The organism is Desulfobacter sp. (assembly GCA_028768545.1).
Taxonomy (GTDB): Bacteria; Desulfobacterota; Desulfobacteria; order Desulfobacterales; family Desulfobacteraceae; genus Desulfobacter.
Window position 1 is genome coordinate 1,142,234 of the sequence record CP054838.1, and the last position, 22,383, is coordinate 1,164,616.

Below are 22,383 nucleotides of genomic sequence, written 5' to 3' on the forward strand. Positions count from 1 at the left end.
CTCGTTTATCATAATGCAAATTATCAGTGGGCTTACCGTTGCAACCTTGTTGTTCCTTGTTGCAAGCGGGCTTTCTCTGATCTTCGGTGTTGGAGATGTGTTTAATTTTGCCCATGGTTCCTTTTATATGATCGGTGCCTACCTGGCGTTTCAGATTGTCAGTGTCCTCCAGGTAAATTTCTGGCTGGGACTTATCCTGTCCGGGCTGGGAGCCGGACTGGTGGGAATCGTTGCCGAAGTTTTCCTTCTGCGGCGGATCTATGGTCGAAAGCATGAGGCCGGGTTCCAGATCCTGTTGACCTATTGTTTGATTCTCATCATCGACGATCTGGTTAAAATCATCTGGGGTACGGAATACAAGACCCTTCAGCGGCCCCCCGGACTTACCGGGGCCGTGCAGATTGGAGATTTATACATTCCTTCCTACAATCTCGTTATCATTGCCATCGGCATTGTCGTGGTTGTTGCCGCATGGTGGATTCTGGCCAAAACCCGGTCCGGACGAATCGCCAGGGCTGCGGCCGTGGATCGTGAGATGCTCGGTGCCATGGGCATCAATGTGCCTTTGACCATGACCATGGTTTTCGGGATTGCCACTGCCCTGGGAGGATTTGCAGGCGCCCTGGCCGCTCCGCTGAGATCGGTTACTCCGGGGGCAGGTATTGAAGTCATCATTGATTCGCTGATCGTTGTTGTCATCGGCGGCATGGGCAATTTTTGGGGAGCCTGGCTCGGTGCCATTCTGATCGGTGAAATATCGGCATTCGGGATCGTCTTCGCACCGCAGTGGTCAACTTTGTTCAGCTATTTGGTCATGATCATTGTTCTTATCTTTAAGCCAGAGGGACTCTTTGCTCCCCGAAACATAAGGAAAGTTTAAACATGAAGGCTGAAAAAAGCTTCAAGGAACCGATCCTTTGGGCAGTATTAATATTGATATTCGGTCTGGTGCCGGTGCTAATGTCTTCAAGTTACCAGATGAACCTGGCCAGCCATATTTTAATCTGGGCATTGTTTGCCACCTCATTTAACATGCTGTGGGGAATCACAGGTATGCTCTCATTCGGGCAGGCTCTGTATTTCGGCTTGGGAGCCTATTCTGTAGGACTGCTGGTAAAATACATGGGCAGCATCTGGTTTTTTCCGGGCATCCTGCTCGGTCTTTTAATCTCGATCATTGTGGCCTACCTGGTCGGCCGGCTCGTGATCCGGGTCGGAGGTATCTATTTTACCATGCTCACCCTGGCATTTGCCCAGCTGGTCTGGCAGATTACATTCAAATGGTATAATTTTACCGGAGGCGATGATGGCATTGTGGGTATTATTCAACCGGGGATTTTTGCCAACCCAATTGTCTATTATTACCTGATTTTGGCCGTGGTGATCACTTCAGTCTGGATACTCAAACGCATTGCCTATTCCCCCTTTGGTCTGATTTTGAGATGTGTCAACCAAAATCCTGACCGGGTCCGGTTCCTGGGCCGCCGGGTCAGGCAGAACCAGCTTCGCATTTATATTATTGCCGCATTTTTTGCAGCACTTGCAGGTGCTTTAATGACCGGTGTAGATAATTCGATCCACACAGACATGTTTGTCTGGACGACTTCAGGAGAGGTTATTCTTATGACCGTTCTGGGCGGGATCAACCAGTTTTTCGGTCCCTTTATCGGGGCAATTGCCATGATCTTCATAGAAGATTTTGTGGGGGCATTCACTGAATACTGGTCCCTGATCATCGGTATCATCATTCTGGTGATCCTTCTGCTTTTCCCCAAAGGAATCGTGGGAGAGCTGCTTGAATTAAAGCATCGCTTTTTTAAATCCAATCAGGTGCGGGGTGGCAAATGAAATCTCTTTTAAAATTAGAAAACGTATCCAAAGCATTTGGGGGCCTATAGGTAACAAATAATGTAAACATGTCGGTGCTGCCCGGTGAAATATCGGCCATCATCGGACCCAATGGTGCAGGAAAAACAACGCTTTTCAACCAGATCACGGGCCATCTCCTTCCGGACAAGGGGAACATTATCTTTCAGGAGGAGGACCTCATCGGCCAGACTCCCCAGGAAATAGTTTTGGTTCATCCGATTAATGCGTACCTTTTATTGTGAAGGTCCAAAAGTTTCAACCTGAAAAACTCCGAATCCCTGTATCCATAAGCTTTCCGTTTCATGGTTTTTATCTTGTTATTTGTCCCTTCTAAAGGACCTGTAGATATCCTGTAATCATAGTATGAAAGGATTCTTTGCCTGTGCACAGCCAAGGTCTTGGCAAATTTCATCAACATTGGAATTTTGGAAATATTGGCCAGATTGATCCAATTGCTGACTATCTTTTCAGCTGTTTCTTTTTTCTTTTGATTCCATATTTGCCTGAGTTCCTCTTTCATGTAGTAGACTACCAATAGCGGCTGATTTATTTTCAATGCTTCTTCTAACCGTTGGGCCTCCTTCTTGTCATCACTGAGGTTTTCGGGATTTTTTAACAAAAGCCACCGGACTCCCTTCAGAAGTTTTTGTTGCCCGGTATTGGCAAGAAGGTTGTAGAGCTTTCGCCTGAAATCCGACAGTTTCTCATTGAACAATTTAACAACATGAAATCTGTCAAAGACAATTGCTGAACCAGAAAGATTTTCAATAACAGCACTCAAGTATGCCGGGGACATATCGATGCTGACGGCTTTGATTTTTGCTTTCGATATTTTCACTTTTGTCCAAAAAGATTTCAAAGCTTCACCACCTTTTCCTTCTCCCACGTGCAGAATTCTACCGGATTCCAGATCCATCACGATGGTCAAGTATTTATGCCCTTTCCCTATGGAAATTTCATCTATGGCAATCTGCCGGACAAATTGACAGAACGAACACCAAACTCTCTGGATAGCCGTCCTGAGAATCACGGGTTTTGAACCTACCGGTATTGTTCTGAGATCTCTTGTCACAATCCCTTTCCTGGTGACGGACCTGGAATTAAATTCCGGGCATTTTACCGCCTCCGGTTTTGGTATGAGTTCAAAAGTGATTATTCCACCGATGAAACGCGTTGTTTTATAAAAGTAGTCACGAAGGCCAAAGGCATGGTATATGAAGCTTGTGGACATTAATTCATTCTCCGATTTTGTGCGAATAACACAAAAAAATTCAGTGATGTCCGGTTAGGTTTTTGCTTGCTCAATAATTTTTTGATCTTTGACAATATTGTCCCTGTTTGAACTATGAGAGCCCTGCTCCTCGCAGCCAAACAGGTCATTTAGAATGGCGGTTCGCAGCTGCCGAACTCTTTTGATCGTGACCTTTTCATTAAACTGTTTTTGGCAATGGATTGTCAGTAACAGGTAAGTGATAAGGCCGCCAAGAATCTGAACCATAAGGCCGTATTCACTGCGGGCAATGAGATGATATACCTTCAGATGTTCTTTCCACCATTTGAAAAAATCCTCAATGGTCCACCGGAGTTTATAAATTGTTGCTATTTGTTCCGCTGTTAAATCATGCCTGTCAGTTGCCACATAGTATTTGACGCCAGCAATTTTATAGCCAACAACCCGAACAGGCCTTTTCGTCTGGTTTTGATTCGGAGTACCAAGTTTAACCAGTGCATCATAAAAAATGTAGCTGTCGGAAGGGGTCTCGTGGTTATCAATAATTGTTCTTGTTGTCCTGGTTTTTATACGGCAGACAAAATGTTTGCCTTGCTCCTGAAGCAGGTCAAATTCTTTATGGGATTGATATCCACGATCCATAACACCTGTTTGCCCCTTGGAAAGTATTTTGGGAACAAAAGTGCGTTCAGCGCCGTTGCCTTCAGTCAAAAAGATTTTGTTTGGGATTCCGTGATTAATGTCAAATCCGCAATGTACTTTGGCTTTTTTACTTCCTTTTCTGTAGTTCGCCCAGTGCATTGAAAGGACTGCATTTATGAGACTACCGTCAATGGAAACCAACTCTCCTAACTCGGCGTGTTCACCCGGATGACACTCAAGAGCCTGTTTATAAAGATCCTCAAAGATAAATTGCAGTTGTTCGAGTCCCCTGTGATTGATGGCTTCACAGAAACTACTACGGCTGATACCACCGTCTGGCGCAATATTTTCTTTAGCAAAAACATTCTCCTTGAGATCCTGAATTAAATGTCGGGCAGACTTGTGCTCCTGAAGATGGAAATAAACCAAAGCATTTATCTGGTCTTCGAATGTCATTTTTAAAGGGCGGTCTCCTCGAGATTGTAATTCCGGTGCTTTTGAAAGTGACTTTATCAGAGAGCACCTGAAATTGTCAAAGTTCAGGGACCGTAGTTGTTTTTTAGGGACTGAGATGTGCGTCATTTGAGCTCCTTGAGTTAAATTTTCAAGGCGCACAAAAATTTTTACGCACATTTGTCAACACAAAACAGACTGTTTTTTCAATGATTTTAGATGCTTTTTATATGCAACAACCTAACCGGACACTACTGAAAAAAATTAGAACATGATCATGTTCACACCATCATTTCAAGCATAAAAATCCTTACTGTGTTATTGCCTTCCCAGTGATGTTTCTCAGTCCAGGTACGCGATTTTCTGATGAACCATAGTTTTTTCAGGTATCGGCCGGGCGTTTCAGATTGCTTCCCTTTTTCCTGATGAAACCGTACTGGATAACATCAAAATTGCCTGCCTTTCCCGAATGGGTCAGACCCGAAGATTTTGGCGGGAAGCCTTGAAATTTAAACGCGCCACGGATTATGTATATGAACTGCTTGAAAACCTGGGGCTTGAAAAACAAGCCGACCGGTTTGCATTTGAGCTGGCCCATGGTGATCAAAAACTGCTTGATATCGGCGTTGCCCTGGCATTGAAACCCAAACTGCTCATGCTGGACGAACCCACTGCCGGGATGAGTCCGGAAGAGCGGGTAACCACCCGGAATCTGATTAAAAAACTCTGGAAGGAATTTAATCTGACGCTCATATTTATCGAACACGACATGGACATGGTTTTTGACATTGCCCAGACTGTAAGGGTATTGCAACAGGGAACTCTGATCGCCGAAGGTACTCCCGAAGACATTCAAAACAACAAGGAAGTGGTCACGGCCTACCTTGGGGAGGAACTCTGATGGAATATATTCTCAAGGCAAAAAATCTTAATACCTACTACGACAGGAGCCATATTCTCTTTGATCTGAGCCTGGATGTCAGACCGGGAGAAACTGTCTGTCTCATGGGCAGGAACGGGGCCGGAAAAACAACCACCTTCAGAACTCTCATGGGGCTGACACCGCCGAAAACCGGAACCGTGACATTCAAGGAAAATGACTGTACAGGGTTTTCCAGTTATAAAATGGCCCGGCTCGGGCTGGGATTTGTGCCTGAAGACAGAAGAATTCTGGGACCCTTTACCATAAGAGAAAATCTTGAGCTGGGTAAGGTTCCGGGCCGCAAAGGACAGTGGGACCTTGACTCTGTCCTGGAAATTTTTCCGATTTTAAAGGACATGGTCAACCGGATGGGCGGCACATTGTCCGGCGGAGAACAGCAGTTGCTGACCATTGCCAGAGCCCTGATGGGAAATCCGGATGTCCTTTTGCTGGATGAACCCACTGAAGGGCTCTCCCCGGTCATTGTTGGTGACCTCAAGGAACTGGTGCTTTCCCTTAAAACAACCCGTACAACCATTTTGCTTTCAGAGCAGAATTTAAAATTTTCACTGGCTGTCTCAGACCGGATAATCGTCATTGACAAGGGACATAAGGTCTACGGCGGCAGTGTGCAGGAATTCGGCGAACAAAAAGACATCCACAAGACCTATCTGGCTGTCTGATTTTTAAATATGACCCACAGGAGTAAAAAACAAATGAACGCAATACGAATTTTTCAGACAACACCGAGAATAATCAATGGTGCCGGTGCAATTGCCAATACAATTGATGAAATAAACCGCCTGAACTGTAAAAAAATAATGATTGTTACAGACAAAGGCCTGGTGACAGCAGGCATTGTTGAAAAACTTGAAACCCTGCTGAAAAATGCCGGTATCGAGTTTTCACGATTTGACAAGGTCGAACCCGATCCCAGGCTTGAAATTGCAGTTGAAGCGGCCGAACAGGTTAAATCCATAGGTGCGGACCTGGTGATTGGTATCGGAGGCGGATCCCCCATTGACATAGCCAAGATTGCCGCAATTCTGGCCACAAACCATGGCGATATTGCCTCCTATGTGGGTATTGATCTGGTCCTCAAACCAGGATTAAAAACCATTATTATTCCTACCACTGCCGGCACCGGATCCGAAGTCACCCCCATTGTCATCCTGTCCGACCAGAATGAAAAGTTAAAAAAAGGAATTGTCAGCCCCTACCTGTTTCCGGATATTGCCATTCTTGATCCGAAATTGTGTACAGGGCTTCCGCCCCAGGTAACCGCTGCCACAGGCATGATGCCTTTATTCACGCAGTTGAGGCCTTCACCTCCAAAGATGCAAATCCAATGACCGATCTTCTGGCATGTGAAGCGATCCATATGATCAGCAGCCATATCCGAACTGCTTTTTCAAACGGCGCAAACATTGAAGCCAGGGCAGCTATGCTTGAGGGCAGTATGCTGGCCGGGATGGCATTTGCCAACGCAGGCGTCACCGCAGTCCATGCATTTGCATATCCCATTGGGGCTGAATTCCATATTCCCCACGGCGTGGCAAACAGCATCATGCTGATCCCGGTCATGGAGTTTAACATGCTTGGCAACCTTGAAAAATTTGCCCACCTTGCTGATATTCTGGGTGAAAACACACAGGGATTGAACATTAAAGAGTCTGCCCAGCTTGCCCTGAATGCAATGAAGGATCTTACCCAAGACCTGCAAATTCCCAGACACCTGGCTGATTTCGGTATTAAAGATTCCGATATTTTTATGCTGGCCCAAGGCGTGATGAAAGTGACCCGGCTTCTGGCGAACAACCCAAGAACCTTGACGGTCAAGGATGCAGAAGATATTTATAGGAAAGTCCTCTAATCCGAGGACCCCTTTTATAAAAAACAGGAGATCCATATCATATGTTTGGTTTTTACAATCTACTGCTCCGGGTAAATGCATCACAGGAATCCTTTGAAATCACATCCCTTCAGGATTCCGTGCTTGAACAAAAACTGGGTGGAAAAGGGCTGGCCACACATCTTCTGCTTGAGAATAATCCTGCCGGGGTTAATCCGTTAAGTCCTGACAACCATCTGATTTTTACCACCGGCCCCATGTCAGGCACATCGTTGTGGGGGTCCTGCCGGTACGGGGTATACACAAAATCCCCCCAGACCGGTTTTTATTCAGAATCCTATTCCGGGGGCACCGTTGGCGAATATATCGCAGCAACAGGCATGGATGCGATTATGATCCACGGAAAGGCTGACCGGCCAGTCTGGTTAGAGGTTTCAGATGCCAGCGTGGCGTTTCATCCGGCAGATGATCTTGTGGGCCTGGACAGCATGGAAACAGAAGACCGGGTCAAAGACTGGATAAAAAAGAACCGGTCCGGAAAAACCAAATGCGGCGTGATTACCATCGGTCCTGCAGGAGAAAATCTTGTCAGCTTTGCCGTGATTGAGAATGATTATTGGCGGAGTGCCGGCCGGACGGGTGTGGGGGCGGTTATGGGTTCGAAAAATATAAAAGCCATTGCATTCAGGGGTAACGCCAAAAAAACAGTGGCCCATCCAGGTATTGTAAAGGCGTTTAATAAAACCCTTGCAAAACGGTCAAAGGATGATCCAGGGGTTTTTGCCTACAAGACCATGGGTACGCCTATGCTGGTTGATATCATGCACAGCGTAAAGGGGTTTCCTTCTGAATACTGGAAAAAAGGAACCGTCCCTCACCAGGACCAGATCAACGCCAAGGCGCTTCACGAACGGTGCGAGGTCAAGCCCAGTTCCTGTCTGAAATGTTTCATGGCCTGCGGACGGCTTTCCACGGTCAAGGAAGGCAGGCACAAAGGTCTGACCCTTGAAGGTCCGGAATATGAAACCATCTATGCTTTTGGCGGACTTTGCGGTGTTGAAACCATTGAAGATATTATCTTTCTTAATGATAAATGTGATCGGCTTGGCATGGATACAATTACCGGCGGAAACCTGGCCGCCTTTACCATTGAAGCCGTACGCCAGGGAAGGGTGAAATACGATATTGATTACGGGCAGACCGACAAGATCAGCAACCTGTTAAAAGATATCTCTGCACGAAAAGGTATCGGGGATATCCTTGCAAAAGGGATTATTGCAACGGCCAGGGAATGGGATATGGAAGATCAGGCCATCCATGTCAAAGGTTTGGAACCTGCAGGATATGACCCCAGGGTACTTCCGGGAATGGGACTTGCCTATGGATCATCGCCCAGAGGGGCCTGCCACCTTCGTGCCACCTTTTATAAACCCGAACTTGCAGGCATTGTTGAAAAGGATAAAATTGAAGGCAAGGCCGAAGTTTTTGCCGAATGGGAAGACCGGCTGACGCTTTTTGACACCTTTATTCTTTGTCGTTTTTACAGAGACATGTACCAGTGGGAAGAGCTTTCCACCATGATTAAAGGAGTCACGGGCCTGGAGCTTGACACAGAAGGGATGCGTAAAATTGCAACAACGGTTTCCGATGATATCCGACGGTTCAATATAAGGGAAGGACTCATCCCGGAAGATGACCACCTGCCCAAGCGATTTCATAAAGAATTCCTTCCCGAAACCAACCGGGTGATCACCCGAGACACCATGAACCAGCTTTTAAAGGAGTATTACAAGGCAAGGGGGTGGGACGAGACAGGCAAGCCCGGAGAATAGTAACAGAATTTAGTGACACGTTTTTTCATTGGATTAAATTTTGCCGGGAAAACGAACGTATTGTTTTCCCGACTTTTTGTACCTCAAAAAAGGCAGTTGGCTGCTCAAGCGGTTTTGTTTGGGCAGAATTGCAAAAAAAAAATTTAGATCAAGTCTGCGCAATGCATACCCATGTCCGGAAAACAAATCTCTGGAGTCCGGAAAGAATAAATGGTAGTTGAAAATGGCGGATTTTTTATGACCTGTTAATGTATAAAGGCAAAGCGTTATGCAAACATCTAAAGTGATTCATACGGTGAGCTGCCATGCTGAAGGCGAAGTCGGGGATGTGATTGTGGGCGGGGTGGCGCCGCCTCCGGGCAAGACCCTGTGGGAACAGTCCAAATGGATTGCCGAGGATGATACCTTGAGGCAGTTTATGCTCAATGAACCCAGGGGGGGTGTGTTCCGTCATGTGAATCTTCTGGTGCCGCCCAAGCATCCAGATGCCCAGATGGGATGGATCATCATGGAGCCGGAACATACCCCGCCCATGTCCGGATCCAACTCCATCTGTGTGGCAACCGTGCTGCTGGAGACAGGGATTCTGCCCATGGAAGAGCCTGAAACGGTTCTGACCCTGGAAGCCCCGGGCGGGCTGATCAGGGCCGTGGCCGAGTGCCGGGCGGGCAGGGTCAGGCAGATGACCATCCACAACCTGCCCTCTTTTGCCCTGGCCCTGGATGCCCCCCTGGAAGTTGAAGGCATGGGGACCCTAAAGGTGGATACCGCCTACGGGGGCGATTCGTTTGTCATTGTGAATGCCCAGGATTTAGGGTTTGAGGTCCGGCCGGACGAGGCCCGTGACATGGCCCGGATGGGAATCAAAATTACCCATGCCGCAACAGAGAAGCTGGGGTTTGAACATCCTGAAAATCCTGACTGGAACCATATTTCCTTTTGCCAGATCGCAGCCCCCCTGACCCGGGAAAAGGGAATCCTTAAGGGCAGGACCGCTGTGGCCATTCAGCCGGGAAAGCTGGACCGTTCCCCCACGGGCACGGGATGCTCCGCCCGGATGGCGGTGTTGGCCAAAAGGGGAATGCTCAAGATTGGGGACGCTTATATCGGAGAATCTGTGATCGGATCCCGGTTTTTTTGCCGCATTGAATCCAAGGTGAAACTGGGGAGACTAGAGGCCATTCTGCCTGTGATTTCGGGCCGGGCCTGGATTACCGGCACTCACCAGCATATGCTGGACCCGGAAGATCCCTGGCCCAATGGATATCGCCTCAGCGACACCTGGCCTGATTAAGTTTGGTTTAGAGAGGGGGGAGATTAATTCAAATCCTGGTTTTCTTTTTTAACCGGGACCTTAAAGACCTGGACCCCTTCTTTTTCCAGGGTTTTTTCCTCTTCCTTTGTGGTGGTGCCCCTGATATTCCTGACGTCCTTGGCCCCATAGTGCATTTCAAGGGCTTCCTTGGCAAAGGAGGAACCTACGTTTTCATAGTTGTTTTCCACAAATTCTGCTACTTTTTCAGTGAATTCGGCCAGGGCTTCCTCGTTGGCCTGCATGGCCTGGTGGGCCTGGGGAGAAGGTGATGAAGACGAGGTTTTAATGGCCACGGCAGAAAGCTTGGGCACAACAGAAAAGCTGTCGCAAACAGGGCATTGGAGCAGGCCTTTTTCCTGTTGTTGGTCAAGATCGGCCCGGTCTTCGAACCATCCTTCAAATGTATGTCCGTTCAGACATTCAAGATCAAATACAATCATCTGCAAATCTTAGGGCGGTTGTTCAATCCAACCGGCCTGTTTTATTAAATATATTTGGGTGCCATAAAATACTTACAAACCTAGCGGGATATACGCTATTTTTGCATCTTTTTCAATTGGGAAATACGGTCCAGATCCTTTTGGGAGGTCACACAGGGAAAAAGGCTGTTGTTTGTCAGCCCCGGATGGGCGCTGAGGTCAAACCGGGCGCAGGCCAAGGCCTCCTCCCACATGGGGGTATGGGGGATGGGGGTGTAGTAGGCCAGGACCGGAAGGATGCCTGTCTGCTTGACCAGATCCATGGATTTTTTTACATCCTCCAGATCCTGATCCGGCAGGCCGCAGAGCAGATAGGCCCCGAGCTGCTCCTTTTGAAACCCTGCATCTTTCAGGCTTTGAACCGCTGCAAAAAATTCATCTGCCCTGACCTTGACATCATGGTGGCGTTCCTTTGAAAAATTGGTGGTTTCAAGGCCCAGGCGGATGGCCTTAAACCCTGCCTGGAACATCAAACGGGCGGCTTTGGGATTGATTTCACGGATGTGAAGGGCATTGGGGGTGTGAAAGTTCAGATCCAGGTCCGCCCCAATAATTTTTTCCAGCAAAGGAAAGGCATAGTTTTTGGGGTTGATGAGCAGGGCATCATCGTAAAAGGGAAAGTGCTTGATGTTGAAATGATCATGCCAATGGCAGATCTCTTTGAACACATGATCCGGGGATCTTCTTCTCAGCCGGGGTTCTAAAAAGGAAGAGGCGCAGTATTCACAGGAAAAGGGGCATCCCCTGGAGGTGAGGATGGGGGCATAGGCCATGTGATTTTGGAGGTCCAGGGCCGGAAAGGGACTGGTGTCCAGATCTTTTGGGTCTGGCAGGCAGGTCATTTTAAATCCTGTGAATTCTTCTACCAAATCGGCCAGGATGGTTTCCCCCGGGCCGGTTACCACACGGTCGGCGCCTGAAAATTGTTCAGCATGGTCCTGGCAGAGGCTTGCATAAATCCCCCCAAGGACCAGGGGCACCTCCGGGAAAAAATGTTTAACCAGTTCAATGGTCTGGGCCACCCCTGAGGCCCAATAGGTCATCAACGAGGTGACCATGATCAGATCCGGCGGTTCCATGGCCAGCAGGTCCTGCTCAATCCATTCTTTTGGGGTGCCGTACCGGCAAAAGGCCCGGGTCTCATCTTCAAGGTAAAAGGCCAGGTCCTCTGGAATGGGAATGGGGGTTTTGTCAAAGGGTCCCCTGCCGTCCCAAAGAATTTTACCGGGCCGGGTCTGCAGGGGATGGAACCTGTCCATGCAGTCCATAAAAGAGACCTTGACCCGGTTCTGTCGCAAAATGGCGGCCAGGGAGAGCAGTCCCAGGGGTTTTGCCCAGAAATCAAAGGCTGCAAAATCGTGGATCCAGGGATTGATGCAGAGAATATGGGGGGGATCAGTCTTCAAAATACTTCATTGAGGTTTTTTTCAGCTCCTGCCGTGAAAACAGCAGGGTATAGGTCTCTTCTTTTATGGCCTTGGAGATTTTTTCAACAATGGCGTAACACTCTTCTTCTGTGCCGGCATGGACCATGGTGTACAGGTTGTTTTCCCAGTCTTTGCAAGGGTTTCTGCGGTAGCAATGGGTGACTTGCCTGAACGAGGCCATGGTGTTGCCCACCTCTTCAACCCGCTCTTCAGGTACTTTCCAGGCCACCATGGCATTGGCCTTGTACCCGGAATTCTGGTGCTTGAGCGTGGCTCCGAACCGTCTGATGATCTTTTTGGCGTTGAGGTTGTTGAGGACCTCTAAAAATTCATCCTCTGTAATGCCTATTTTTTGAGCCATTTCAAGGAAGGGCCGTTTGACCACCGGGATATCGGTCTGGAGCAGGGAAATTATTTTTTTTTCCAGGTCTGTAAGGGTGTTCATCTTGTATTGATTTCACTTGGTTCCGGTTAAAGGTTATTCCTTAATTTGACCTATTTGCCCTTGGCTTGTCAATACCTAGTTTCACAGGGCGATGGGCCTTATCATGAATATTTCACGAATCAATTTTGTTTTAACTGCAAGGCGCCTGGCCTTGAAGCCCTATAGACTTTACTGCGAACGGTCTGCAACGCCGCAGATGAACTATCCTGGTTCGATTTTGGGCGTATTGCTCAAATTATCCCAGGTTTTTTATTCTGACCGGGCAATTTGCCCGGTCAGAACAGAGCCCAGGGTTGGGGGTAAAGGATTTTAAGGCGGCGGCTCACTTCTTTTTTTTATCCGGGAACAGTCCCATAATGGCCTCTTCGGATGCCCGGCAGATGCCCCGTTCCGTGATAAAGCCTGTGACAAGGCGGGTCGGGGTCACGTCAAAGGCGTGGTTGGCCCCAGGGCTGGTTTCAGGGGGCACCAGAACCTTTTGGATTTTGCCGTTGCAAAGTCCCTGGACATAGCGGATCTCGTCCGGGTCCCGTTCTTCAATGGGAATGTCTTTGACACCGTCTGTGATTTCCCAGTCAAAGGTGGACGAGGGCAGGGCCACGTAAAAGGGAATCTCATTGTCCCTGGCTGCCAGGGCCTTGAGGTAGGTGCCGATTTTATTGGCCACATCCCCGGCCCGGGTGGTCCGGTCCGTACCCACGATGACCAGGTCCACCATCTTGTGCTGCATGAGATGGCCCCCGGCATTGTCCGTGATTACGGTATGGCTGATCCCGTGTTTGCCAAGCTCCCAGGCCGTGAGCCTGGATCCCTGGTTCAAGGGCCTTGTCTCATCCACCCAGACATGGATGTTGATGCCGGCATCAAAGGCCGTGTACATGGGGGCCGTGGCGGTTCCGTATTCAATGCAGGCCAGCCACCCGGCATTGCAGTGGGTGAGGATATTGACAGGTTCTCCGTTTTTTTGTTCTGCAATCTTTTTGATGATGGACAGGCCGTATTCCCCGATTTTTCGGCAGTTGACTGCCTCTTCTTCCACCACCTCAAGGGCCTTTTTCAATGCCGTGTCAACCCGGTCCTCATAGTTTGATTCTTGAATGGCCGCATCCATGCCCCGGTCAACTCCCCAGACCAGGTTTGTGGCGGTGGGTCTTGCCTTTTTCAGGCGGTCGCACTCCGAGGTAAACCAGGCATCATCTGCGCCGTTGTTTTTCTCCTGGACCAGGCTTACATAGACCCCGAAAGCCCCTGTGGCCCCGATCAGAGGGGCGCCCCTGACATACATTTCCCTGATGGCATGGATGACTTCATCCACAGAGGTCAGGTCCTCAATGATGAGTTCGTGGGGTAAAAACCGCTGGTCAATGACCTGGACCCGTTGGGTTTTTTTGTTAAACCAGATGGGTCTCATCTCTTTTCCATCCACCTTCATAACTATTTCTCCGGCAATTAAAATGTTTTAATAAAATGCTCTGCTTCTGAAATGGAGACATTCATCTCTTTGATCAGTTCTCCCACCTCTTTTTCAATGGAGACCATTTCACCGCCCAGGGCCCCTACGGCACGGGCGTTGAGGTTGTGTTTGAGATAGAGCACATAGTCGTTGAGCTTGGCCAGTACCGGGTACATGCCTCGGGTGGACTGGTTCATGGCAGCGGACAATTTCTGGTATTTGGCCTTGGCCTCTGACAAAGAGGCCTTGCTGGCATTTTTCAGGCGGGTATCATTGATCTGGCTGATTTCGGTTTTCCATTCGCTGAAAAGATCGGCAGCAACGGTTTCCACCCGGGTGATCCGTTTTTCAATCTGGGCAGCCCTCTGTTCGCAGTCTTCATAACTTGCCTTCAGCCGGTCATAAAAGAGTTCAAGGTCTCCGCCCTTAAAGTTGGTGATTTCTTTGATACGGGTCAGGGCATCTTTAAACTCTTTTTGGGCCTGGGTCTGGCTCTCCTGAACATCTTCCACATTGTCCTTGAGCAGATGGCGTTTTTCCTTGCCCATTTTTTCCATGGCCGAATAATAGGCTGTGGCACAGCCGGTACCCATGACCAGGGCGGTTATTAAAACAATACACATATGAATGAATCCGGGTTTCATTGCATCAATCTCCTAATCTCTCAGGTTAAAAGCATTGGGTTAGGGTTCTTATATCAGATCATATGGATTAAAGGCCACCTCTAAATAATTGTCTTTTGGCTCGATTTCTTCGTTGCAGGCAAATTGTAATCCTCGGAATACTCAATGTATGCCTGTGGTTAAAATTTGTCTGCGTCTTGAACTCAAACCAAGAGCCTGATGATTAGAGGTACCCTAAATTAAATTATTTCTTGGCAATGGGCCTGGTTTATGGAAGGGTAAACTCGCCTTTTTTCTCCTGTTCAAGGATTGACTTTAATTGAAAAAAGGATACATGATGATGTAATTTTTTTAAATTAGGGGGCTTGTATGGATAAGAAACAATTGGCAGCATTGCCCGGATTTTTAGATTGTCTCGGCCTGGACGAACCGCCCATGGGCATTTTTTTCAGCAAAGAACAACCAGAACAGGGATATTGCCCTGATCCTTTGGATTTGCCCACAAGGGAAAAAGAAAAAAACAATGCGATTAACTGGCAAAAGATCTTTTCCAATTTTTCCTGTGTTCTGGGCAAGATCTGGCTGGCCCGGAAAAAACAGACCGCCGCTTTTTTTTCCGCCCGGCATTTCGGCTGTCCTGGCGGGGCATTCTGGCTGGGGTTCAACAAACCCCAGACTCAGACCATTATCGATTATGTCTCCACCGGGGTCCCCGGCCAGATGGAGGGCGAGTTGTATTGCGATTCCCCGGAGACCCTTGCCCATATTTTTAACCAGGTGGACCCGGTTCCTGCGCCTGAACCCTATTGCGTGTTCAAACCTGTGACCCTGTTTAATGAAAATGAAACCCCGGTTCTGGTTTCGTTTTTTATCCGGCCTGAAGCTCTGTGCGGCCTTCATCAGCTGGCCTGTTATGTGACCCATGATCCCGAGGTGGTGGCATCTCCCTGGTCAGCGGCCTGCGGCAGCCTTGTGGCCTGGCCCATGCACTATCTTCAAAAAGGGGAACACCGGGCCGTGGTCGGGGGGTGGGACCCGTCGGCCAGGAAATTTTTTAAAACAGACGAGCTTTCATTCACCCTTCCCTATGAAATGTTTTTAACCATGCTCGAGCAGTATTCCCAGTCGTTTTTAAAAACAAAGACCTGGGCCAATGTCCAAAAAAAGATTCATAAAAGCAAAAAGGCCTGGAATGAAATCAAATGACGGGATCTGTTCTTTTACCGGATAAAGATCCTTTGGGCGCCATGCTCAAGGATTATTACAACGGGGATAAGACTGCCTATGTCCGGGTGGAATCCCCTGTGCTGGACATGTCCAAAATGCGTGGAAAGACCATGTTCCGGGATGAATTCAGCGATATTGAACAGACCGCCCTGGGGGTATGCCGGGGCCGCATCCTGGATGTGGGCGCAGGGTCGGGCTGTCACAGCCTGGCTCTCCAGAAGGCCGGGGCTGATGTGACGGCCCTGGACATCTCCCCCGGGTGCATGGCGGTTCTGGAAAAAAGAAGGGTGGAGCAGAGGATTTTTTCCAGCCTTTTTTCTTTAGAAAACCAGAGGTTTACCACCCTGCTCATGCTCATGAACGGTATCGGCATCTGCGGCTCCATTGAGGGACTGAATTTTTTTTTCCAGAAGATCCGTTCCCTGTTGTCCCGGGGCGGCCAGGTGGTTGTTGATTCTACGGACCTGAGCGCCATGTATACCCGTCAGGCCCTGGTGCCGGGCGAGACCGACACCTATTACGGTGAAACTCAATTTACCATGTCCTATGGCAATATCTGCGGGGATCCCTTTGACTGGCTTTATATTGATTATGCCACCCTGGCCTTTTATGCCCAGTTCCACGGATGGCAGTGTGAGCAGGTCATGACAACAAAGGATAAAAAATTTCTGGCCCGGATTTTTTAATTTAAGTTCTATTGAAGGGAAACGGGTTTCGGGTGTATAATTGAAATCAGCCCGGAGTTTACCCATTGGGTTTTGTCATTTATGAGATCCAGAGATGCCGGGTTAGACTCAAATGCAAAGGAGACCTTCATGACTATTTCTTCTTTTGATACCCGGGAAAAATTTGAGATCCAGGCCTATGGCAAGGATCAAAACATTGACAAAAATACCCATATCCCTTTTTCAGGTTCCCCCAGAAAACATCCCTATGACCCGGAACGCTTTATCCTGGTGGCCGATCCTTTTACGGACAACACCTTTTATTATGAATTTAAGATTGCAGATATCGGATTTGCAGAGGAACTGCCCAATATGACCAACATCAATGGAGAGGCCGTTCCCATGGCCCGGATCTGGGTGGTCAAACAGAGCGTGGGCATTCGGTCCACTCCCTTTGTGGTGGACCATATTTCTGTCTGATCCATCCAGAGGGGGATCAGAAAAAGAAACTCAGACCAGGCTGCGGATAAAGGGGCCTGTGGCATCCACCCCTTTTTCATCCACCTCCCGGATGGTCTGGGATCCGATCACAGCAATATCGGCCTTTCCCTTGAGAAAGTCGATATCGGCCTTGTCCTTGACCCCGAAACCCACGGCCAGTGGGAGGTTCGTGGCCTTGCGGCATCGGGCAAGATAGGCGGCCATGTCCTGGGAAAAATCGGTGTTTTTTCCTGTCACCCCTTTTCTGGCCAGGCAGTAGATAAAGCCTTGGGAGACCGAATCAATGGTTTTCATTCTCTTGTCAGCGGTTTCAGGGGAAAATATATAAATGGGGGAAAGAGCATGGGCCTCCATGGCGGTGATGTAGTCTTTGGATTCTTCCGGGGGGAGATCCGGCACAATGGCCCCGGTTAACCCCCGTTGGGCCATCTGTTCTGCAAAGGCATCCATTCCGTATTTGTAAAGAATATTGGCATAGCTCATGAACAAGAAGGGGATGGAAAACTCTTGGGCTGCCCGTTCTGCAAAGTCCAGGCATTTTTGGACGGTGGCGCCCCTTTCAAGGGCCTGCTGGTTTGCCTTTAAAATCACGGGACCGTCTGCCATGGGCTCTGAAAAGGGTATCTGGAGTTCCATGAGATCCACGCCTGCATCCACCATCTGCCTGACAATCTCGTAGGAGGCTTCAAACGAGGGATATCCCATGACAATATGGGTCATCAAGAGGATCTCTTTGTGTTTGAGCCGGTCTTGGATATGGGATTCAAGGCCCTTATTCATCGTATTCTCCTGCTTTGAGTTTGATAAATTCTTTCCATTTGGGATCGCCAATTGCATCGGCCACGGTAAAGATGTCCTTGTCCCCCCTGCCGGACTGGTTGATGATGATGATCTCGTCCTTGGACATGAGGGGGACCTCTTTAAATGCCCTTGCAAAGGCATGGGAAGATTCCAGGGCCGGGATGATTCCCTCTTTTTGCATGGTCAGCTTGAGGGCTGCCACCACCTCGTCGTCGGTGGCATATTCAAACCTTGCCTTTTTTTCATCATGCATCTGGGCCAGGATGGGAGATACCCCCACATAATCCAGGCCTGCGGATATGGAATGGGTCTCTTTCATCTGGCCGTCTTCATTTTGGAGAAAATAGGTTTTGTAGCCCTGGGCAATGCCGTGGCTGGCATCCTCGGAGCAAAGCCTTGATGCATGGAGGCTTGAGTCGATTCCCTTGCCCCCGGCTTCCACCCCCACAAGCTCAACCGGGTCATCCAGAAAACCGGAAAACAGCCCCATGGCATTGGATCCGCCGCCCACACAGGCATATACCCGGTCAGGCAGCCGGCCTTCAATTTCCATGATCTGTTTGCGGGTCTCTTTACCGATGATGGACTGGAAATAGGAGACCATCTCGGGAAATGGATGGGGGCCGCAGGCCGTACCCAGGACATAGTGGGTGGTGTCCATGTGGGTGACCCAGTCCCTGAAGGCTTCATTGATAGCGTCTTTGAGAATCCTTGTCCCGTCCTTGACCGGAACAACCGTGGCCCCGAGCTGTTCCATCCAGAAGACATTGGGCCGCTGGCGCAGGACATCCACTTCACCCATGTAGATGGTGCAGTCAAACCCGAACTTGGCTGCCATGGTGGCCGTGGCCACCCCGTGCTGGCCGGCCCCGGTTTCAGCAATCACTCGTTTTTTTCCCATTTGCTTGACCAAAAGCCCCTGGCCCATGACATTGTTGGCCTTGTGGGCACCGGTGTGGTTGAGGTCTTCCCGCTTAATATAGATTTTGGCCCCCTTAAAATGCCGGGTTAAATTGTCTGCATAGGTCAGGGGGGTGGGCCTACAGGAATAGGATGCCATCAGGGTTTCATATATTTTCCAGAAATCAGGATCATTTTTAATCTGCCTGAACCGGGCCTCTAATTCCTCAAAGGTGGCCACCAGGATTTCGGGCAGAAATGCCCCGCCAAAGGGGCCGTAATATCCGCGGTCTTTCATATGGGGTTCTCCAATTCAAAGGTTAATCGGGGAAAATACATATCAACTCTCTCCCCGGATGGTCTGGGAAAAGGCAAACTGGTCGGTCCGGCAGAATAAAAGAGAGAAAATGGCCCTGGAAGCCTTCGGGAAGTTGATCTCCCTGCGCACGACCAGGATAGGTTCCTGGGGAGAAAGTCCCAGAAGCTGTGCCCTGTGGACCCCCGGGTTTTCCACCGTGAACTGCTGGCTGCCGTCCCTGGGGTTCAGATAGTATTGTTCAGAGACGATCTGGGCAAGGGATTGGTTTGTAAGATCCATTTTTTCAATGCCTGCAAACAATTCGGTGTCCATGAAAATTTCTTCTAACAGCACAGGGCAGTCCTGGGCCAGGGTCAGCCGGGAGAGGCAAAAGGCAGGACTGCCGTGAAAGGGATTGTTTACATCGGTTTTGATTGTTTCCTGGTGTATGGGGGTGATGATTTTCGTCTTAATGGGGATGCCCCGGGTTGAAAAGGCCTGGGAGGTGCCGGCCAGGGAAAAAAGATCAATCCTGGGCGAGGGCTTTTTCACAAAGGTGCCGGCCCCCCGTTTTCTCTGGATCAACCCTTTTTGAACCAGAAGATTCATGGCCTGGCGCACCGTGGGTCTGCCGATACCGTATTGTTTGGCCAGACCGATTTCCGAAGGGATCATTTCGCCTGGGCCGTAGGTGCCTGAACGGATCCGGTCCTGGAGAATTTCCGCCAGCTGGTGGTATAGTGGCACCGGGGATTGGGAGTTGAGCATGGCTGCCTCATGTTTAAGTGGATTAAAATGAGGGCATGATAAAGAAAATTTGTTAAGTTGTCAAGACATTTGAACGAGCTTGGGTCCCAGGGGTTCAGGTCCGCTGTTTGGGGTTCACCCGTTCTTCTGCCGAAGCGTTGAACTGCTTTAACAGGCTAATGGATAATTCATCCGTGTTTTTATTTAAGGAGACCACCAGGGTATTGAGTTTTTCAGAGGCGGTTTCAAATTGCTTCATGGCCCTGATATAGTCGTTGATGTCAAATGGTTTGCCCGGATCCTGGCCGGGCTGGGCTGAAAATTTTTCAGCCAGTCTGTCCACGGAAAGGATCAGGTCATTGAACACCATCCCTGTTTCCCGGCTGTTGAGGATGAGATGGTCTGCCGTTGCCAGGGCATTGTTCATTTGATCAAAGCTTTTGTCCAGCCGGTCCAGGGTCTGGTTGAGTCCCTGGAGCACGGCATTGGCCTCTTCTGCCGAAAGGGACTTGACCAGGGCCTCTCTTTCCCTTTTGATCAGGTCCGAGGCATTGGCTAAAATGGCCTTGCGTTCTTTTGAGAGAATCTGATCCACCTGGTCAAGAGTGGCCTTGCGTTCCAGGGTCACTTGATCGGGCAGGGACTCAGCCAAATGGCCGAGTTTTTTGGCTGTCTGGCTGACCTCGTCAACCGCTTCGGTGGCCTCCCTTATGGGGGCCAGGAGTCCGCCGGGCCTCTGGATTGCTTTTAGGTTGGGTTTTTTTCCGATATTACCAAAATCGGAGAACCGGATATAATCCACGGCCACCTGGCGGGGGGGTTGATCCTCCAGGAGTGGATCAGGTCCATGAGTTCATCCCTTTGAGGGGGGGTCATGACCGTGGCCGCCTGGGACCAGATATCTTTTTCAAGGGAGGCAAAGGCATCCACCATGATGGTTGCCGGGTTGCCAAAGACCTGGGGCCGCCAATACTCTTCCCAGATGATCCTGTTAAGGGTGGTGATCACCGTCATGTCCAGCAGCGATGCCCCGGGGTGGGCAGGGCTTTTTCAAACTCTACGGATGCCTGGGCAATGGTGGCAAAAAAACGGTTGGCATAGGAGATGACCGCCGCATGGAGTTCCTCGGGTGCTACCCGGTTCTGGGTGGAATTGGCCTTGTCCGGGCCTGAGGTTTTTTGGGAAAAGGAGATACAGCTGGAGATCAACAAGGTGGTCAGAATTAAACAAAAACCATTCCAGACCCAGTCCAAAATCCGGGATTTCATATGCTTTTCCTTTGTCAGGTAAATCGGTTCAAATCAACGGACAGATATCTATCTCAACCAGATCAGGAAAATTTTGTCAAGCAAGGAATGGGAGAAAAAAAGAATCCCGGCAGAGATCTTTTTCTGCCGGGATAAATGACGAAAAAATGCAGTTGGTTAGGAGACCAGTACCTGTTCCAGGCAATCGACCATAAAGTCCATTTCTTTTTCATTGATGACCAGGGGAGGAGAAATCCGGATGGTATGGCCATGGCTGTCATTGACCACAAGACCCAGGTCCAGGAGTTTGCGGCAAAAATCCATGGCATTGCCCTCTTTGACTTCAATGCCGATGAAAAGGCCCTTGCCCCGGACCTCTTTGACGTGGGAGGAACGGTTCCCGATTTCCATGATTCTTTTTTTAAGGATCTTTCCCTTTGCAGCAGACTGCTCTGCCAGGCCTTCTTCTTCAAAAACCTTGAGGGCGGCTGTACCGGCCACACAGGCCAGGGGATAGCCTCCGAATGTGGAACCGTCCGAGCCTTTTGAAAATATCATGTCCATGAGCCGGGCATTGGTGATGAATACGGACAAAGGCACCAGACCCCCGGACAGGGCTTTCCCCAGGATGACTCCGTCGGGCACAATCTCTTCATGCTCAAAGCAGAACCGCTTGCCCGTTCTTCCCATGCTCACCTGGATCTCATCACAGACCATGAGAAGGTCATGCTCGTCTGAAAGGGTTCTAAGGCCCTTTAAAAAGCCCTTGGGCGGAATGAGCATGCCGCCCTCACCTTGGAAGGGTTCGACAAGGATGCCTCAGGTGTTGGGGGTGATGGCCTTTTTAACCGCCTCAAGGTCGCCAAAGGGAACCGAGACAAATCCCGGGGTCAAGGGACCAAAGCCCTCATTGTACTTTTTGCTCGAAGAAAAGGAGACCACCGAAATGGTCCTGCCGTGGAAATTATTGTTGAACACGATGATTTCCTGTTTTCCGTCAACAATCTTTTTTTGTTTAAACCCGTAGTAGCGCATGGCCTTAATCGCGGTTTCAACCGATTCCACCCCTCCGTTTTTGGGCAGAACCTTGTTGCCGTAGTTGCCGAACCTGGGCGCCATCTGGGGAGCGAATTTTGCGGCTTCGGACAAAAATATACCCAGAGGATCTGTAAACACTACATTGGAGAGGACCGAGGCATAGTTGCCGATCAGTGCGTCCATGACCGCATTGGTGATGGTGGGGTGGTGGTGGGGTGGCAGCCGAATATGCGGCCAAACAGTCCAGGTATTTTTTGCCCTTGTCATCGGTAAGCCAGCATCCTTTGGCATGCCTGACCACCAAATTGATCCGCTCATAGTGATGGGCGCCGTAATCTTCCTCTAAATTAAAAATAGTATGGTCGCTCTCATTGGAGAAACCGTCAAAATAGTGGATTTTTCTCATGCTTGTCATG

At 49.3% G+C, this 22,383-nt stretch carries 23 protein-coding genes and 2 pseudogenes; 11 read left to right on the plus strand and 14 right to left on the minus strand.

The annotated features are described in order from the left end of the window. Nucleotides 1-13: 13 nt before the first annotated feature. The 3 genes from HUN05_05485 (at nucleotide 14) to HUN05_05495 (ending at nucleotide 2,111) form a co-directional block, all read left to right on the plus strand. Nucleotides 14-880 carry a branched-chain amino acid ABC transporter permease gene (locus HUN05_05485; GenBank protein WDP84664.1) on the plus strand — a complete coding sequence of 289 codons (867 nt, stop codon included), beginning with the start codon at nucleotides 14-16 and terminating at the stop codon, nucleotides 878-880. 80 nt (nucleotides 881-960) lie between these two features. Next, nucleotides 961-1,848, plus strand: a complete 888-nt coding sequence (locus HUN05_05490) for a branched-chain amino acid ABC transporter permease (GenBank protein WDP84665.1) — start codon at nucleotides 961-963, stop codon at nucleotides 1,846-1,848. Between the two features lie 68 nt (nucleotides 1,849-1,916). Then, the gene (locus HUN05_05495; GenBank protein ID WDP84666.1) at nucleotides 1,917-2,111 is read left to right on the plus strand and encodes an ATP-binding cassette domain-containing protein; all 195 of its coding nucleotides are present in this window, start codon (nucleotides 1,917-1,919) and stop codon (nucleotides 2,109-2,111) included. Here HUN05_05495 and HUN05_05500 read toward each other — a convergent pair. Next, nucleotides 2,081-3,100 carry an ISL3 family transposase gene (locus tag HUN05_05500; protein ID WDP84667.1) on the minus strand — a complete coding sequence of 340 codons (1,020 nt, stop codon included), beginning with the start codon at nucleotides 3,098-3,100 and terminating at the stop codon, nucleotides 2,081-2,083. The two genes, HUN05_05495 and HUN05_05500, sit on opposite strands and share 31 nt — an antisense overlap. Before the next feature lie 54 nt (nucleotides 3,101-3,154). Next, complete coding sequence (locus HUN05_05505) at nucleotides 3,155-4,324, minus strand: IS4 family transposase (protein ID WDP87941.1); 1,170 nt, start codon at nucleotides 4,322-4,324, stop codon at nucleotides 3,155-3,157. 244 nt (nucleotides 4,325-4,568) lie between these two features. On the opposite strand from HUN05_05505, the gene HUN05_05510 reads away from it, so the two are divergent. The 5 genes and pseudogenes from HUN05_05510 to HUN05_05530 all read left to right on the plus strand — a co-directional run bounded on the left by HUN05_05510 (nucleotide 4,569) and on the right by HUN05_05530 (nucleotide 10,095). Continuing rightward, complete coding sequence (locus HUN05_05510) at nucleotides 4,569-5,096, plus strand: ATP-binding cassette domain-containing protein (protein ID WDP87942.1); 528 nt, start codon at nucleotides 4,569-4,571, stop codon at nucleotides 5,094-5,096. Continuing rightward, a complete protein-coding gene (locus HUN05_05515) occupies nucleotides 5,096-5,800 on the plus strand; it encodes an ABC transporter ATP-binding protein (protein WDP84668.1) in 705 nt (234 codons plus the stop codon). Before HUN05_05510 ends, HUN05_05515 begins: the two co-directional genes overlap by 1 nt. A gap of 33 nt (nucleotides 5,801-5,833) precedes the next feature. Next, nucleotides 5,834-6,990 (plus strand): annotated as a pseudogene (locus HUN05_05520) (iron-containing alcohol dehydrogenase). A 41-nt stretch (nucleotides 6,991-7,031) separates the two neighbouring features. Continuing rightward, nucleotides 7,032-8,801, plus strand: coding sequence for an aldehyde ferredoxin oxidoreductase family protein (locus HUN05_05525; protein WDP84669.1), 1,770 nt, complete (start codon nucleotides 7,032-7,034; stop codon nucleotides 8,799-8,801). Nucleotides 8,802-9,069: 268 nt separating this feature from the next. Beyond that, a complete protein-coding gene (locus HUN05_05530) occupies nucleotides 9,070-10,095 on the plus strand; it encodes a proline racemase family protein (GenBank protein WDP84670.1) in 1,026 nt (341 codons plus the stop codon). Between the two features lie 23 nt (nucleotides 10,096-10,118). Here HUN05_05530 and HUN05_05535 read toward each other — a convergent pair whose 3' ends face one another. From HUN05_05535 to HUN05_05555, 5 genes are all read right to left on the minus strand, one after another. Beyond that, complete coding sequence (locus tag HUN05_05535) at nucleotides 10,119-10,556, minus strand: DUF1178 family protein (GenBank protein WDP84671.1); 438 nt, start codon at nucleotides 10,554-10,556, stop codon at nucleotides 10,119-10,121. A 95-nt stretch (nucleotides 10,557-10,651) separates the two neighbouring features. Further along, a complete protein-coding gene (locus HUN05_05540; GenBank protein WDP84672.1) occupies nucleotides 10,652-12,001 on the minus strand; it encodes a cobalamin B12-binding domain-containing protein in 1,350 nt (449 codons plus the stop codon). Beyond that, a complete protein-coding gene (locus HUN05_05545) occupies nucleotides 11,991-12,467 on the minus strand; it encodes an Lrp/AsnC family transcriptional regulator (protein WDP84673.1) in 477 nt (158 codons plus the stop codon). Before HUN05_05545 ends, HUN05_05540 begins: the two co-directional genes overlap by 11 nt. Nucleotides 12,468-12,789: 322 nt before the next feature. Then, nucleotides 12,790-13,899 carry an S-methyl-5-thioribose-1-phosphate isomerase gene (mtnA, locus tag HUN05_05550; protein WDP84674.1) on the minus strand — a complete coding sequence of 370 codons (1,110 nt, stop codon included), beginning with the start codon at nucleotides 13,897-13,899 and terminating at the stop codon, nucleotides 12,790-12,792. 17 nt (nucleotides 13,900-13,916) lie between these two features. Beyond that, nucleotides 13,917-14,564, minus strand: a complete 648-nt coding sequence (locus HUN05_05555; GenBank protein WDP84675.1) for a DUF2959 domain-containing protein — start codon at nucleotides 14,562-14,564, stop codon at nucleotides 13,917-13,919. A 348-nt stretch (nucleotides 14,565-14,912) separates the two neighbouring features. Between HUN05_05555 and HUN05_05560 the strand changes: the two genes are divergently transcribed. From HUN05_05560 to HUN05_05570, 3 genes are all read left to right on the plus strand, one after another. After that, complete coding sequence (locus HUN05_05560; protein WDP84676.1) at nucleotides 14,913-15,749, plus strand: DUF169 domain-containing protein; 837 nt, start codon at nucleotides 14,913-14,915, stop codon at nucleotides 15,747-15,749. Further along, nucleotides 15,746-16,456, plus strand: coding sequence for a methyltransferase domain-containing protein (locus HUN05_05565; protein ID WDP84677.1), 711 nt, complete (start codon nucleotides 15,746-15,748; stop codon nucleotides 16,454-16,456). Before HUN05_05560 ends, HUN05_05565 begins: the two co-directional genes overlap by 4 nt. A gap of 129 nt (nucleotides 16,457-16,585) precedes the next feature. Continuing rightward, nucleotides 16,586-16,915 (plus strand): inorganic pyrophosphatase Ppa, encoded by a 330-nt coding sequence (locus HUN05_05570; protein ID WDP84678.1) that lies wholly within the window; start codon nucleotides 16,586-16,588, stop codon nucleotides 16,913-16,915. Between the two features lie 30 nt (nucleotides 16,916-16,945). On the opposite strand, the gene HUN05_05575 is transcribed toward HUN05_05570, so the two are convergent. From HUN05_05575 to HUN05_05605, 7 genes and pseudogenes are all read right to left on the minus strand, one after another. Then, a complete protein-coding gene (locus HUN05_05575) occupies nucleotides 16,946-17,716 on the minus strand; it encodes a tryptophan synthase subunit alpha (protein ID WDP84679.1) in 771 nt (256 codons plus the stop codon). Continuing rightward, nucleotides 17,709-18,935: a tryptophan synthase subunit beta gene (gene trpB / locus HUN05_05580; protein ID WDP84680.1), complete on the minus strand. Its 1,227-nt coding sequence runs from the start codon at nucleotides 18,933-18,935 to the stop codon at nucleotides 17,709-17,711. The genes HUN05_05575 and trpB overlap by 8 nt, the downstream gene beginning before the upstream one ends. A 42-nt stretch (nucleotides 18,936-18,977) precedes the next feature. Next, complete coding sequence (locus HUN05_05585; protein ID WDP84681.1) at nucleotides 18,978-19,703, minus strand: GntR family transcriptional regulator; 726 nt, start codon at nucleotides 19,701-19,703, stop codon at nucleotides 18,978-18,980. Between the two features lie 94 nt (nucleotides 19,704-19,797). Further along, nucleotides 19,798-20,484, minus strand: a complete 687-nt coding sequence (locus tag HUN05_05590) for a hypothetical protein (protein WDP84682.1) — start codon at nucleotides 20,482-20,484, stop codon at nucleotides 19,798-19,800. Then, entirely contained in the window at nucleotides 20,430-20,690 is a 261-nt protein-coding gene (locus HUN05_05595; protein ID WDP84683.1) for a hypothetical protein, read from the minus strand. Before HUN05_05595 ends, HUN05_05590 begins: the two co-directional genes overlap by 55 nt. A gap of 2 nt (nucleotides 20,691-20,692) precedes the next feature. Then, nucleotides 20,693-20,950 (minus strand): hypothetical protein, encoded by a 258-nt coding sequence (locus tag HUN05_05600; GenBank protein ID WDP84684.1) that lies wholly within the window; start codon nucleotides 20,948-20,950, stop codon nucleotides 20,693-20,695. Nucleotides 20,951-21,106: 156 nt separating this feature from the next. Continuing rightward, a pseudogene (locus HUN05_05605) lies at nucleotides 21,107-22,382 on the minus strand (aspartate aminotransferase family protein). Nucleotide 22,383: the final 1 nt, after the last annotated feature.